Source organism: Actinacidiphila yanglinensis, assembly GCF_900107965.1.
Lineage (GTDB): Bacteria > Actinomycetota > Actinomycetes > Streptomycetales > Streptomycetaceae > Actinacidiphila > Actinacidiphila yanglinensis.
The window spans coordinates 470,640-482,896 of sequence record NZ_FNVU01000001.1 but is presented as its reverse complement, the minus strand read 5'-3'; the positions used below and the strand labels follow the sequence as shown (position 1 = coordinate 482,896).

The 12,257-nt window shown below is 71.9% G+C and carries 12 protein-coding genes; all 12 read right to left on the bottom strand.

Annotated elements, in window-relative coordinates; all coding sequences use genetic code 11:
- Positions 1–30: 30 nt before the first annotated feature.
- On the bottom strand, positions 31–591 hold the full coding sequence (locus C4U44_RS01955; protein ID WP_407642767.1) for a hypothetical protein: 561 nt from the start codon (positions 589–591) through the stop codon (positions 31–33).
- A 392-nt stretch (positions 592–983) separates the two neighbouring features.
- A complete protein-coding gene (locus C4U44_RS01950; RefSeq protein ID WP_103883786.1) occupies positions 984–1,646 on the bottom strand; it encodes a hypothetical protein in 663 nt (220 codons plus the stop codon).
- A gap of 11 nt (positions 1,647–1,657) precedes the next feature.
- Positions 1,658–2,326: a hypothetical protein gene (locus C4U44_RS01945; RefSeq protein WP_407642760.1), complete on the bottom strand. Its 669-nt coding sequence runs from the start codon at positions 2,324–2,326 to the stop codon at positions 1,658–1,660.
- A complete protein-coding gene (locus C4U44_RS01940; RefSeq protein ID WP_103883785.1) occupies positions 2,323–3,630 on the bottom strand; it encodes an MCE family protein in 1,308 nt (435 codons plus the stop codon). The genes C4U44_RS01945 and C4U44_RS01940 overlap by 4 nt, the downstream gene beginning before the upstream one ends.
- Positions 3,630–4,805, bottom strand: a complete 1,176-nt coding sequence (locus C4U44_RS01935; RefSeq protein ID WP_103883784.1) for an MCE family protein — start codon at positions 4,803–4,805, stop codon at positions 3,630–3,632. The genes C4U44_RS01940 and C4U44_RS01935 overlap by 1 nt, the downstream gene beginning before the upstream one ends.
- Entirely contained in the window at positions 4,802–5,950 is a 1,149-nt protein-coding gene (locus C4U44_RS01930) for an MCE family protein (protein WP_407642766.1), read from the bottom strand. The genes C4U44_RS01935 and C4U44_RS01930 overlap by 4 nt, the downstream gene beginning before the upstream one ends.
- Before the next feature lie 146 nt (positions 5,951–6,096).
- Complete coding sequence (locus C4U44_RS01925) at positions 6,097–7,173, bottom strand: MCE family protein (RefSeq protein ID WP_103883783.1); 1,077 nt, start codon at positions 7,171–7,173, stop codon at positions 6,097–6,099.
- Complete coding sequence (locus C4U44_RS01920) at positions 7,170–8,201, bottom strand: MCE family protein (RefSeq protein ID WP_103883782.1); 1,032 nt, start codon at positions 8,199–8,201, stop codon at positions 7,170–7,172. The genes C4U44_RS01925 and C4U44_RS01920 overlap by 4 nt, the downstream gene beginning before the upstream one ends.
- Entirely contained in the window at positions 8,198–9,475 is a 1,278-nt protein-coding gene (locus C4U44_RS01915; RefSeq protein ID WP_103883781.1) for an MCE family protein, read from the bottom strand. Before C4U44_RS01915 ends, C4U44_RS01920 begins: the two co-directional genes overlap by 4 nt.
- A complete protein-coding gene (locus C4U44_RS01910) occupies positions 9,472–10,359 on the bottom strand; it encodes an MlaE family ABC transporter permease (protein ID WP_103883780.1) in 888 nt (295 codons plus the stop codon). The genes C4U44_RS01915 and C4U44_RS01910 overlap by 4 nt, the downstream gene beginning before the upstream one ends.
- 3 nt (positions 10,360–10,362) lie before the next feature.
- Complete coding sequence (locus C4U44_RS01905; RefSeq protein ID WP_200823106.1) at positions 10,363–11,208, bottom strand: MlaE family ABC transporter permease; 846 nt, start codon at positions 11,206–11,208, stop codon at positions 10,363–10,365.
- Between the two features lie 25 nt (positions 11,209–11,233).
- On the bottom strand, positions 11,234–12,208 hold the full coding sequence (locus tag C4U44_RS01900; RefSeq protein ID WP_103883779.1) for an ABC transporter ATP-binding protein: 975 nt from the start codon (positions 12,206–12,208) through the stop codon (positions 11,234–11,236).
- Between the last annotated feature and the right edge of the window lie 49 nt (positions 12,209–12,257).

The following is a 12,257-nucleotide window of genomic DNA, read 5'->3' as shown; positions in this document are numbered from 1 at the left end:
CGTGCGGCGGGCGGCATGCGGCGGGCGGCGTCAGTGGCCGGCGGCGGTCGTGGGCGCGGTCGTCGCGGGGGCGGCCGTGGTGCCGGGGTCCGTCGCGGAAGCGCTGTCACCCATCGGTGCCTGGCCGAGCGCGCTGAGTTTCCACCCGGCCGAGGTACGGGTCATCTCGCCCAGCAGCCGGCTCTCCTTCACCGCCGGCTTCGCCTTGGGCGCCTGCACGGTGATCTGGAGCGCGACCATCACGTCGGCCTTGCCGGTCCGGTCGTCGAGGTCGGTCACCGCGGCGGACAGCACCTTCGCGGTGCTGACGGTCTGCGCCTGCTGCACCTGCTTCTCGAAGTCGGCGCGGCCCTGGACGAGTTGGGTGTGCAGGTCGCCCGTGGTGCTCTGCTCCCACACGTCGAGGCCCTGCGCGAGATGGGCGTGGTCGAGGGTGTTCATGTTCTGCACCGCCTGCTCGCCCGCGGCCAGCACGGTGTCCCGGGTGCGGGCGAACGCCGCGTTGTCGTCGTGCGCGGCGGAGTACCACGACACGCCGGTCCACACCGCTGCGACGGCGGCCGCCACGAGGAGCGCGACGGCCGCGGCCAGCACGGGTCGCCGTCCCGCGGGGACCGGGCGCACCCGGGTGGGCCCGGTGTCCTTCGCGAGCCGGGTGCCCTTCGCGGCCTCGGCCCGGGTCCGGGGGGCTTTGCGGGGCGCCGGGTCATCGGCATCCGGGGAAGCCTCGTCGGCGGCCTCCGCAGGAACCTCGGCGGCGACCTCCTCGGCGGTGGCGCCGCTCTCCGCGGCATCCGCCTCCTCCGGGGTGCTCAGGTCCTCCGCCGTGTTCGGCTCGTCCGCGGTGTCCGGGTCCTGCGGGGCACCGGTCGCATCGGTCGCCTCGTCGACGGCCGCGCGCTCCTCCGGGTCGTCGACCCCCTCGGGACCGTCCTGGTGCGGCGGGCGTGCGCCGGAACGCATACGTGGCATCTGCCTCTCCCCTAGCGGGCCTTGAGTGTGGTGATCCGCCAGTGGCCGCTCTTCCGCTCGGCGGTGACCGAGAGCTGGGCGGCGGCGGTGGTGGCGGTGGAGCCCGCGCGCTGCGCGGTCTGGTCGAGGAAGACGAGCACGCGGGCGTGGTCGGCGGTGAGGCTGACCACGCCGGCCCGCACGACCCGTGTGGTGAGGGTGAGTTGCTGGGCGACGACGTTCTGCTTGATCCGCGCGAACAGCGCCTGGTACTGGGTGGCCGCCTTGCCCGCGAGCACGGTGCGGGCGGCCTGCTCGGTGGCGGCGGTGTCGTCGGGCGTGTACGCGAAGATCTGGCTCAGGCCGCTGCTCACGTCGCCGATCACGGCATCGGTGGCCGCGCTGTCGGTCAGCGCGTGGTTGCCGGTGGCGGCCGGGTCCTTGAGGTCCTGGGTGGCGTACAGCAGCCCGCCGGAGCCCAGGACCAGCACGGCCACCGCCGCGATCCCGCCGATCCGCCGCCACTCGCGCGGCCGGGCGGCCCGCACGCGCCGCAGCCACCGCCGCCACCGGCCGGCTTCCAACGCGCGTGCGGGCTCCGCCCCTTCGGCCCCTTCGCCCTGTTCGCCCTGTTCGGCCGGCTCGACCTCGTCGGCCGTCGAGGGCACGTCCTGGGCCTTCTCCGTCGTCGTCATGTCATCACCCCTCAGCTCGCGCCGATCGGGACCGCGGTGAGGGCGGTGAGTCTCCAGGTACCGGCGGTACGGGACAGGTCGGCCTCGAAGCGCTTGCGGTCGGTGGTCGCCGTACCGGACCTGGGGGCGAGACGTACCTGCACGGTGGCGATGACCTTCGCGGTGCCCGCGCGGGTGTCGAGCTCGGTGACGGCGGCGTCGGTGACGGTGCCGCGGGTGGACGTGCCGGCCGCCTTCATCGTCGCCGTGTCGGACGTGTGGGTACGGGTGAGCTGCGCGTGCAGCGGGCCCGTGGTCACGCCCAGCCAGGCGGTCAGGTCGCGGTCGACGTGTGCGGAGTCCACGGTGTTGAGCCGGGCCACCCCCCGCGTGCCGGCGTCGAGTGCCGCGTCACGGGCCTTGCCGTAGGACAGCGCGCCGTCGCCGCGGGTGTCGGCGTAGGACCACGCGGACAGCCCGCACAGCAGCAGGGCGGCGGTCAGGACCGCGGCCCACGCGAGCGCGCCGCGTCGCTCCCGCAGCACCCGCAACGCGCGGAGGACGCCGGCGGCCCGGCGCGGGCGCGCGCGGTCGGTGATGGCCGCCTTGTCGGGGCCCTCGGCCGCGTCCGTGCCGGCCGCCGCGGGCTCCGGCGGCCCGGCCGCGGAAGCGCTCGTCGTCATGTCCGTCGTACCGCTCATCGTGGGTCCTCCAGGCCGAGCAGGCCCGCCATGGTGGTGGGTCCGGCGGCGGGCAGCGCGGGCAGGCCGAGGGCGCCGGGCAGGGCCGGTCCGGCGGCACGCCCGGCGGTGGAGACCGGCGGCGTGGCCGCGGCGGGCGGCTGCGCGTCCGTCGGCAGGACGGAACCGGGTTGCGCGGGCGTCGGCACCGCGCCGCTTCCGGGGGCGTGTGCGGAGCCGCGTACGTCGATGCCGGAGGAGGCGGGCGAGGTGCAGCGGGCCGCGGTGTTGAACGCGGTGGTGGGCGGGCTGGTGTCGAGGCCGTTGCGGTAGGTCGTGCCGCCGTACCCGGAGGTGCAGGGCAGCGGGGAGAAGAAGGTGACGGCCAGGCCGAAGTTGAGCTTGCCGTCCTTCACCGCCGAGGAGCCCGCGGCGGCCACCGCGGGCATCTTCACCAGGAACTCCTGGATGCCGCTCTGCCGGGTGACCGCGATGTCGGAGGTGGTGAGCAGGTTCGCCAGCACCACGCTGAGGTTGGGGCCCACGTCCCGCAGCAGCGCGCTGACCTGGGTGGCGGCGCCGGGAGCGGCGGCGATCAGGCGGCGCAGGTCGGTGTCGGAGTCGTCGAGCTGGGCGGCGAGCTGGTGGGCGCTGGTGGCGAAGTTCTTGATGGCGTCGGACTCGCCCGCCTGGGTGCGCAGCACCGTCTGCCCGTCCTGGATGAGCTGGATGTTGCCGGGGAGGTTCGCGTCCGCGGCGGTGAGGAACTCGCTGCTGGTGTCCAGCAGCGACTGGAGGTTGTCGCCCTGGCCGCTGAACGCCTTGCCCAGCTCGTCCACATCGGTGCGCAGGGAGTCCAACGGCACCGACTGCGCGAGGTCGTTGACGCTGGTGAGCAGGTTCGTGACGGGTGCGGGCACCTTCGTGCTGGCCTGCACGATGGTCGAACCGCCGTGCAGGTAGGGCCCGTCGGAGGTGCTGGGCTGGAGGTCGATGTACTGCTCGCCGACCGCGGACAGGCTCGCGACGACCGCGGTGAGGTGGTCGGGGATGCGGGGGGCGGAGTTGTTGATCCGCAGCTGCGCCTGGACGCCGTCGGCGGTGAGCCGGATGGGGCCGACCCGGCCGACCGAGACGCCCCGGTAGGTGACGTCGGCGTGCTCGAACAGGCCGCCGGTCTCCGGTAGTTGGACGTCAACGGTGTAGTAGCCGCGCAGCCCCACGTAGCGGCCGAGGTCGGCGTAGCGGACGCCGATGAAGCCGAGCACGAGGACCGCGACGACCAGGAAGGCGAGGTTCTTGACGACGGTGGCGCGGGTCAGCATCAGTGGCCCCCTGTGGTGGTGGCCGAGGGCGTGGCCGAGGAGGAGGTGGTCGTCGAGGGCGTGGTGACCGAGGGCAGCGGAAGCGGCAGGCCGGCCCGGGACTTCCCGGACTTCACCTCGGGCGAACTCGTCGGCTGCGGGTAGCTGTTGTCCCCGGACAGGAGTTCCGGAATGACCTGGGTGCCGGGGGCGGCGGTGAGGTCGAGGTACACGTTGAGGTAGTCGCCCTTCACGCCGGTGAGCACCTCGTCGGTGAACGGGTAGGTGAGCAGCACCTGGAGGGAGTCGGGCAGGTCGTCCCCGGCGTCGGCGAGCCGCTGCAGCGTGGGAGCGAGGGACTTCAGGTCGGCGACGATGTCGTCCTTGCTCTGGTTGACGGTGTCGGTCGCGACGCCGGAGAGGGTGTCGAGGGAGCGGAGCATGGTGACCAGCGAGCCGCGCTGCTGCTCCAGCACCTTCAGGCCGGGGCTGAGACCGGTGAGCACCGTGCCGATCTTCTGGTCGCGGGTGGCGAGGGTCGCCGAGAGCTTGTTGACGCCGTCGAGGGCGTCGGTGATGTCCTGCTTGTGGTCGTTCAGGTCGGAGACGAGGGTGTTGACCTGCGTGAGCATGTCGCGGACCGCGGGCTCGTTGCCGCTGAGCGCCTTGTTCAGCTGGGTGCTGATGGTGTGGATCTGCTGGATGCCGCCGCCGTTGAGCACCAGGGACAGCGCCCCGAAGACCTCCTCGACCTCGGGGTTGCGGTTGGTGTGGGAGGCGGGGATGGTGTCGCCGCCGGCCAGCCGTCCGGTGGCGGGTTCGGTGCTCGGCGGGTCGGCGAGCTGGATGTACTTCTCGCCGAGCAGGCTGGACTGCTCCAGGTGCGCGTAGGCGTTCGCGGGGAGCTTCACGTTGCCGTTGAGCTTCATGGTGACCACCGCCGACCAGCCGCTGCGGGCGAGGGCGATCTTGGTGACGCGGCCGACGGCGACGTCGTTGACCCGGACGGACGCCTGCGGCACCAGGTCGAGGACGTCGGCGAACTGCGCCTTGACGGTGTAGGGGTGGCCGCCGAGGTTCGCCCCGCCGGGCAGCGGCATGTCCTGCACGTTGGTGAAGGAGCAGCCGGTGAGGGTCAGCGCGGCGGCGGTCAGGACGGCCGCGGCCGCGAGCCGCCGGGTGTGGCGAGCGTTCACTTGGCCGCCCCCTTGCCGCTGGTCGCGCTGGTGCCACTGGTCCCGGTGGTGCCGCTGCCTCCGTAGACCGTGCCGACCGGTGGCAGCGGCAGCGGCGGGGCCGAACTGCCGTCCGCCGACGGGACGTTCGTGCCGCCCGCCGTCGACCGGGTGGTGGCGGCCGTGGACGCCGGGTCGACGCCGCCGCCCATGCTCAGCTCGTTGATGTCGGTACGGCCGTCGAGGGTCTGCGACTTCGGGTTGTAGGCGTTGAGGATGTTGTCGGCGGCGAGCGGGGCGTCGTCGAGGAGTTCGGCGAGGGACGCGCGCTGGTCGACGAGGCTCTGGGTGATCGGGGTGAGCTTGGTGATGCTGGTCTTGAGCCGGGCCCGGTTGTCCTGGATGAACGTCTTCACCGAGCCGAGCGCGGTGGACAGTTGCTGGAGCGCGCCGCCGAGGTCCTCCTTGTCGGCGGCGAGGAACCCGCTGACGGTGGAGAGCTGGTCGGTGGCGGCCTTCACCTTGCCGTCGTTGTTCTTGAGCAGGGTGGTGAAGGACTGGAGGTAGGACAGGGTGGCGAACAGGTCGTCGCTGTGGCCGTTGAGGGTCTTGGTGGCCTGGCCGAGCTGGTCGATGCTCTGGCCGATGTCCTTGCCGTTGCCCTTGAGGTTCTGCGCTCCGGTGTCGAGCAGGTTCGACAGCGCCCCGGTGGTGTTGGCGCCGTTCGGGCCGAGCGCCTTGCTGAGCTGGGTGACGGAGTCGTAGAGCTGGTCGATCTCGACCGGGGTCGCGGTCCGGGCGGCCGGGATGACGCCGTGGTCGGGCAGTTGGGCGCCGCCGGTGTAGGCGGGGGTGAGCTGGATGTAGCGGTCGGCGACCACGCTGGGCGCGACCACCACGGCGCCGGCCTTGGCGGGCACCTTGATGCCGTGGTCCAGCCGCAGCCCCACCTTGACCTGCTTGCCCTGCGGCGTCACCGACTCCACCGTGCCGACCTTCACCCCGAGGATGCGCAGGTCGGACCCGGCGTACACGCCCACCGTCCGGTCGAAGTACGCGGTGACGTGCCGGCCGGAGGGCCCGCCGAACGCGGCGAAGCCGGCGGCGACCAGCCCGGCCGCCACGATCGCGAGCACCACCACGACGGACAGCACCCGGCGCGGCACCCGCGACAGCAGCGGCACCCGGCGCGGGCGCAGCGCCCGGCCCAGCCGGCCCGCCCGGTGCGCGCCGGTCGCAACGGATGCACCGTCCTCACGCGGGAGAGGGGGCAGGGTGAGCCGGTTGCGGCGCGGTCGCCGCGGGGAGGCGGTCACGACGCTCCTCCGGTCGCCTTGGGCGGCATGCACCCGGTGCTCGGCAGGCTGCCGCTGGGCAGGTAGTTCGCGGGCACCAGCCCGCACAGGTAGCTGTCGAACCAGCGGCCGTTGCCGAGGGTGTTGCCGATCACCTGGTAGTAGGGGCCGGCCAGCGCGAGCACCTTGTCGAGGCTGCTCTGGTTGGCGAGCAGCAGGTTCGTGACCCGGTCCAGCGCGTCCAGGGTCGGGCCGAGCTGCTTGTCGTTGTCGGAGACCAGGCCGTTGAGCTGGGTGCCCAGGCTCTCGGTGCCGGTGAGCAGGGAGTGGATGGCGGTCCGCCGTTTCTCGACCTCCCCGAGCAGCAGGTTGCCGTCGGAGATCAGCTGCTGGAAGCGGCCGTTCTGGTCGGAGAGGGTCTTGGTGAGCTGCTTGCTGCCGCTCAGCAGCGAGGCGAGCTGCGCGTCACGGCTGGAGATGGTCCTGGACAGCGAGGACAGGCCGGTGGCAGCGCTGCGTACGGAGGCCGGGGTGTCCTTGAAGGTGTCGGAGATCGCCTGGAAGCTCGCCGCGAGCTGGTCGGTGTCGATCGCGCCGAAGGTCTGCCCGAGGCCGTTGAACGCCTGCGTGACGTCGTACGGGGAGGTGGTGCGGGACTTCGGGATGGTCGCGCCGGGGTCCTGCGTCCGGTCGCCGAGCGGGTCCAGCGCGAGGTACTTCTCGCCGAGCAGCGTCTTGATGCCGATGGCGGCGGTGCTGGCGTTGCCGATCCAGGTGTGCCGGACCCGGAAGGTCACCTTCACCTGGTCGCCGTCCAGCCCCACGTGGGTGACCTTGCCGACCTTCACGCCGGCCACCCGCACCTCGTTGCCGTTCTTCAGCCCGGCCGCCTCGGTGAAGTCGGCGGAGTACGTGGTGCCGCCGCCGATCAGCGGCAGCGCGTCCGCGTTGTACGCGACCAGGCTGAGCAGGACGAGCACCATCAGGCCGACCACGCCCACCGCGACCTGGTTGCGCTCGCGCAGCGGCCGGAACAGCGGGCGGCCGCGGTCGGCGAGCCTGCGCAGCCGGAACGTGGGCCGTCTCAGCCTCATGACCCGCACCTCGATTCGGTGATCCCTATCCCGGTGGGCGGTGCGCTGCCGTCGGAGGTGGTCACGCCGTGCACCGTGGCCTGGCACAGGTAGAGGTTGAGCCAGGAGCCGTAGGAGGCGAGTCGGCCGAGGGTCTGGAACTTCTCCGGGGTGGTGGTGAGGAACTTCTGCAACTGCGGGGTGTTGTCGCCCAGGTTGGTGGAGACCCGGCCGAGCTGGGCGATGGAGTTCTTCAGCGGCTGGCGGCCGTCCTGGAGCAGACCGGCGGTGCTGGTGGTGAGTTGGGAGATGGCGGTGATGGACTGGCCGATCGGCTCGCGGTCGGCGGAGAAGCCGGTGACGAGCTGCTGGAGCGAGGTGACCAGGTCGTTGAAGCCGGTCTCGCGGGTGTTGACGGTGGTCAGTACCTTGTTGAGGTTGTCGATCACCTCGCCGATCACCTGGTCCTTCGCGGCCAGCGTGGTGGTGAGCGAGCCGATGTTGGTGACCAGGCTGTCGACGGTGCCGCCCTCGCCCTGGAGGACCTGCACGATCTCCCCGGACAGCTGGTTGACGTCCTTCGGGGACAGGCCCTCGAACAGCGGCTGGAAGCCGTTGAAGAGCTGGGTGAGGTCGAGCGCGGGGGTGGTGCGGCTGAGCGGGATGGTGGCACCGGGGCGCAGCCGGCTGCCGACCGGGCCGCTGCCCTGCTCCAGGTCGATGTAGCGCTGGCCGACCAGGTTGAGGTACTTGATGGTCGCGGTGGCCGAGCCGGGCAGCGCGCGGCCCTTCTGCACGGAGAAGCGCACGCTGGCCACGCGGTGCCTGACCACCTTGATCGAGTCGACCTGGCCGACCTTGACGCCGGCGATCCGGACCGAGTCGCCCTTGTTGAGCCCGGTGGTGTCGGTGAACTCGGCGTGGTAGCCCGAGGTGGTGCCGACGCCGGCGCCGGCGATGCTGACGGCGAGCACGGTGGTGGCGAACGCGGTGACCAGGATGAAGATCAGCGACTTGACGAGAGGTCCGGCCAGGCTGCGGCGCTTCACTTGACGGTCACCTCCGCCCCGCGGTAGACGGGCCCGGTCAGCAGGCTGCTCCAGTCGGGCAGGTTCGACGGCGAGGTCTTCATGCTGGGCGCCAGCAGTTCGTTGACCAGCTCGTTCTCCTGCGGGGAGTTGGCGATCGGGGTGGTGCCGCGCCCGGTGTACGGCACCGGGTAGCACTGCGGACCGCCGCTCGCGTCGTACGTCGGGGTGTCCTTGCCCGCCACGTACTTGCCGCGGCTGGCGACCGAGGTGACGTCGACGTGCAGGCCGGGCTCGCCGGTGCCCTTGCCGAGCACCCTGTCCATGGTCGGCACGAAGTCCGCCAGGGTGCGCAGCGTGCACGGGAAGGACGGGGCGTACTCGGCGAGCAGTTGCAGGGTGCCGCGGCTGTCGGCGGCGAGGTGGATCAGGTTGTCCTTGTTCTGCCGCAGGTAGGTGGTGATGTCCTGCGCGGTGGAGGTCGTCGAGCCGTAGAGCGTGCTGAGGTTGGCCTGCTGCTCGGCGATGGTGCCGCTGGTCCTGGTGAAGTCGGTGAGGGCGTCGACGATGTCGGGCGCGGCCGCGTTGTAGGTGTTGCTGACCGTCACGAGTTGCTTGATGTCGTCGGTGAGCAGCGGAAGTTGGGGGTTGAGCCCGGTGAGGTAGTGGTCGAGCTGGACCAGGGTGGTGCCGAGTTCCTGGCCGCGGCCGTCGAGGGCGGTGGCGACCGCGTCGAGGGTGGCGGCGAGCTTCTGCGGCTGGACCGCGGTCAGCAGCGGCAGCACGTTGTCCAGGACCTGTTCGAGCTCGACGGCGTCGGCGGAGCGGTCCTGCGGGATGGTGCTGTGCGCGGTGAGGGTCGGGCCGCCGGCGGTGCTGCCGGACGGCGGGACGAGCGCGACGAACCGCTGGCCGAACAGCGTGGTGGGCAGCATCTGCGCGGTGACGCCGGCCGGGATCCGGTGCAGCTCGTCCGGGTCGATCGCCAGGGTCAGCCGCGCGCCGCTGCCGTTGGCGTGGACGGCGGTGACCCGGCCGACCACGACGCCGCGCATCTTCACGTCGGCGCCCTGGTTCATCTCGTTGCCGACGCTGCCGGTGGCCACGGTGACGGTGGCGTCGTTGCTGAACGACTTGTCGTACACGGCGACCGCGAGCCAGGCCAGCAGCGCGGGCACCAGCAGGAAGATGATGCCCGCGGTCCTGCGGCGGGCGGCGCCGGACCGGCCGGTCCGGGCGCGCGGTGGGGGCGCGGCCGGCGGCGGGGCGGGGGTGCGGGTGTCGGTGGCGGTCATCCGGTCACCCGCACCGTGGTGGTGGCGCCCCACAGCGCCAGCGACAGGAAGAAGTCGGTGAGCGAGATGATCACGATCGCGTTGCGGACCGAGCGCCCGACCGCGATGCCGACGCCGGCCGGGCCGCCCTTGGCGGTGTAGCCGTAGTAGCAGTGCGCGAGGATCACCACGACGCTGAAGATCAGCACCTTCAGGGTGGACAGCAGGACGTCCTCCGGTGCGAGGAACAGGTTGAAGTAGTGGTCGTAGGTGCCGGCGGACTGGCCGTTGAACCAGACCGTCACCAGCCGGGAGGCCGCGTAGCTGCTGAGCAGGCCGACGCCGTACAGCGGGATGATCGCGACGACGCCGGCGATGATCCGGGTGGTGACGAGGTAGGGCAGCGAGCGCACTCCCATGCCCTCCAGCGCGTCGACCTCCTCGTTGATCCGCATCGCGCCCAGCTGGGCGGTGAATCCGGCCCCGACGGTCGCCGACAGGGCGAGCCCGGCGACCAGCGGGGCGATCTCGCGGGTGTTGAAGTACGCCGAGATGAAGCCGGTGAAGGCGGTGGTGCCCAGCTCGTTCATCGCCGCGTAGCCCTGCAGGCCGACGACGGTGCCGGTGGCCAGCGTCATGCCGATCATCACGCCGACGGTGCCGCCGATGACGCTCAGCCCGCCGCTGCCGAAGGCGACCTCGGCCAGCAGCCGCTGCACCTCCCTGAGGTAGCGGCGCAGCGTGCGCGGCACCCACAGCACGGCCTTGATGTGGAACAGCAGATGGTCGCCGGTCTCGTCGAGCCAGTGCAGCCAGCGGTCGGCGTGCGGCCGCGGCAGCCGCCGCGGTGACGCGGGCGGGTCGGGCGGTTCGGGCCGCGGGGCGTCCTTGTCCAGCAGGGCCATCGCTCAGGCTCCCTTCTGCGGCACGAGCTGGAGGTAGATCGCGGTGAGCACCACGTTGACCACGAACAGCAGCAGGAAGGTGATGACCACGGACTGGTTGACGGCGTCGCCGACGCCCTTCGGGCCGCCCTTGGGTCGCAGGCCGCGGTAGGCGGCGACGATGCCGGCGATGAAGCCGAAGATCAGTGCCTTGATCTCGCTGATGTACAGGTCGGGGAGCTGGGCGAGCGCGGAGAAGCTGGACAGGTACGCGCCCGGGGTGCCGTGCTGCACGATCACGTTGAAGAAGTAGCCGCCCGCGGTGCCGACCACCGAGACCAGGCCGTTGAGCAGCACCGCGACGAGCATGGTGGCCAGCACCCGCGGCACGACCAGCCGCTGCACCGGGGAGACGCCCATCACCTCCATCGCGTCCAGCTCCTCGCGGATCTTCCGCGAGCCGAGGTCCGCGCAGATCGCGCTGCCGCCGGCGCCCGCGATCAGCAGCGCCACGATCAGCGGGCTGGCCTGCTGGATCACCGCGAGGACGCTCGCGCCGCCGGTGAAGGACTGCGCGCCGAGCTGCTGGGCGAGCGAGCCGACCTGGAGCGCGATCACCGCGCCGAACGGGATCGACACCAGCGCGGCGGGCAGGATCGTCACGCTGGCCACGAACCAGAACTGCTCGATGAGTTCGCGGACCTGGAACGGCCGCCGGAAGGTGTCCCTGACGGTGGTCGCGGCCAGCGTCATCAGCTGCCCGGTCTCGCGCAGTGCCCCGGTGCCGGGGATGCCGCGGCGTCGCGCGGCGCCGCCCGGCGCGGGCGCGGCCGCCTCCGGGGCGGACTCCGGTACGGGCGGGGCGGTCATGCGCCCACCTCCGCGCGGGGCGCGCTCATGCGTGCTCCTCCTGGACGGGGGCGAGCCCGGCCTTGATCGCGGTGCGCGCGGCGACCGGCAGCTGGTCCCACATGGCCAGCACCCGGGCCCGGCGGCGCTGCACGGCCTGGCGGGGCGGCAGGCCGGGGCTGGGCTGCAACTGCGGGACGATCCGGGGCGGGGTGTCGTCCAGGGCGATGAACTGCTCGGCGGCCAGGGTCGCCTCGTCCTTCTCCTCGGCCATCCCGATCGGGCCCTCCTTGCGCCCGCCGAGGAACTGCCGCACCACCGGCTCGTCGCTGGTGAGCAGGACCTCGCGCGGGCCGAAGGCGACCAGCTCGCGGCGGAAGAGCATCCCCATGTTGTCCGGCACCGTCGCGGCGATGTCGAGGTTGTGGGTGACGATCAGCATCGTGGCGTCGATCTGCGCGTTGAGGTCGATCAGCTGCTGGGAGATGTAGGAGGTGCGCACCGGGTCGAGGCCGGAGTCGGGCTCGTCGCACAGGATGATCTGCGGGTCGAGCACCAGCGCCCGGGCCAGGCCGGCGCGTTTGCGCATGCCGCCGGAGATCTCCCCGGGCAGCTTGCCCTGGGCGCCGAGCAGGCCGACCATCTCCATCCGCTCCATGACGATCCGGCGGATCTCGGACTCCTTCTTGCGGGTGTGCTCCCGCAGCGGGAAGGCGATGTTGTCGAAGAGGTTCATCGACCCGAACAGCGCGCCGTCCTGGAACATCAGGCCGAACAGCTTGCGGGTCTCGTAGATGTCCCGCTCCCGGCCGCCGACCATGTCGACGCCGTCGACCATCACCCGGCCCTCCTCGGGCTTGAGCAGTCCGATGAGGGATTTCAGGAACACGGTCTTGCCGGTTCCCGAGGGGCCGAGCATCACGCTGACCTCGCCGGGCGGCAGAGTGAGCGTCACGTTCTGCCAGACGGTCTGATTGCCAAAGGACTTCGTCAGACCCTCGACGATCACTTCGATTCCCATTGCACCTCCCGGAGGGCGACAGCGGTTGGACAGGCGGTACGGCGGCGGG

Coding starts and splice junctions, on each gene's coding strand:
- C4U44_RS01940 (WP_103883785.1), bottom strand. CDS start 3,630: ATGCTGACCCGCGCCACCGTCGTCAAGAACCTCGCCTTCCTGGTCGTC.
- C4U44_RS01945 (WP_407642760.1), bottom strand. CDS start 2,326: ATGAGCGGTACGACGGACATGACGACGAGCGCTTCCGCGGCCGGGCCG.
- C4U44_RS01950 (WP_103883786.1), bottom strand. CDS start 1,646: ATGACGACGACGGAGAAGGCCCAGGACGTGCCCTCGACGGCCGACGAG.
- C4U44_RS01905 (WP_200823106.1), bottom strand. CDS start 11,208: ATGACCGCCCCGCCCGTACCGGAGTCCGCCCCGGAGGCGGCCGCGCCC.
- C4U44_RS01915 (WP_103883781.1), bottom strand. CDS start 9,475: ATGACCGCCACCGACACCCGCACCCCCGCCCCGCCGCCGGCCGCGCCC.
- C4U44_RS01900 (WP_103883779.1), bottom strand. CDS start 12,208: ATGGGAATCGAAGTGATCGTCGAGGGTCTGACGAAGTCCTTTGGCAAT.
- C4U44_RS01910 (WP_103883780.1), bottom strand. CDS start 10,359: ATGGCCCTGCTGGACAAGGACGCCCCGCGGCCCGAACCGCCCGACCCG.
- C4U44_RS01925 (WP_103883783.1), bottom strand. CDS start 7,173: ATGAGGCTGAGACGGCCCACGTTCCGGCTGCGCAGGCTCGCCGACCGC.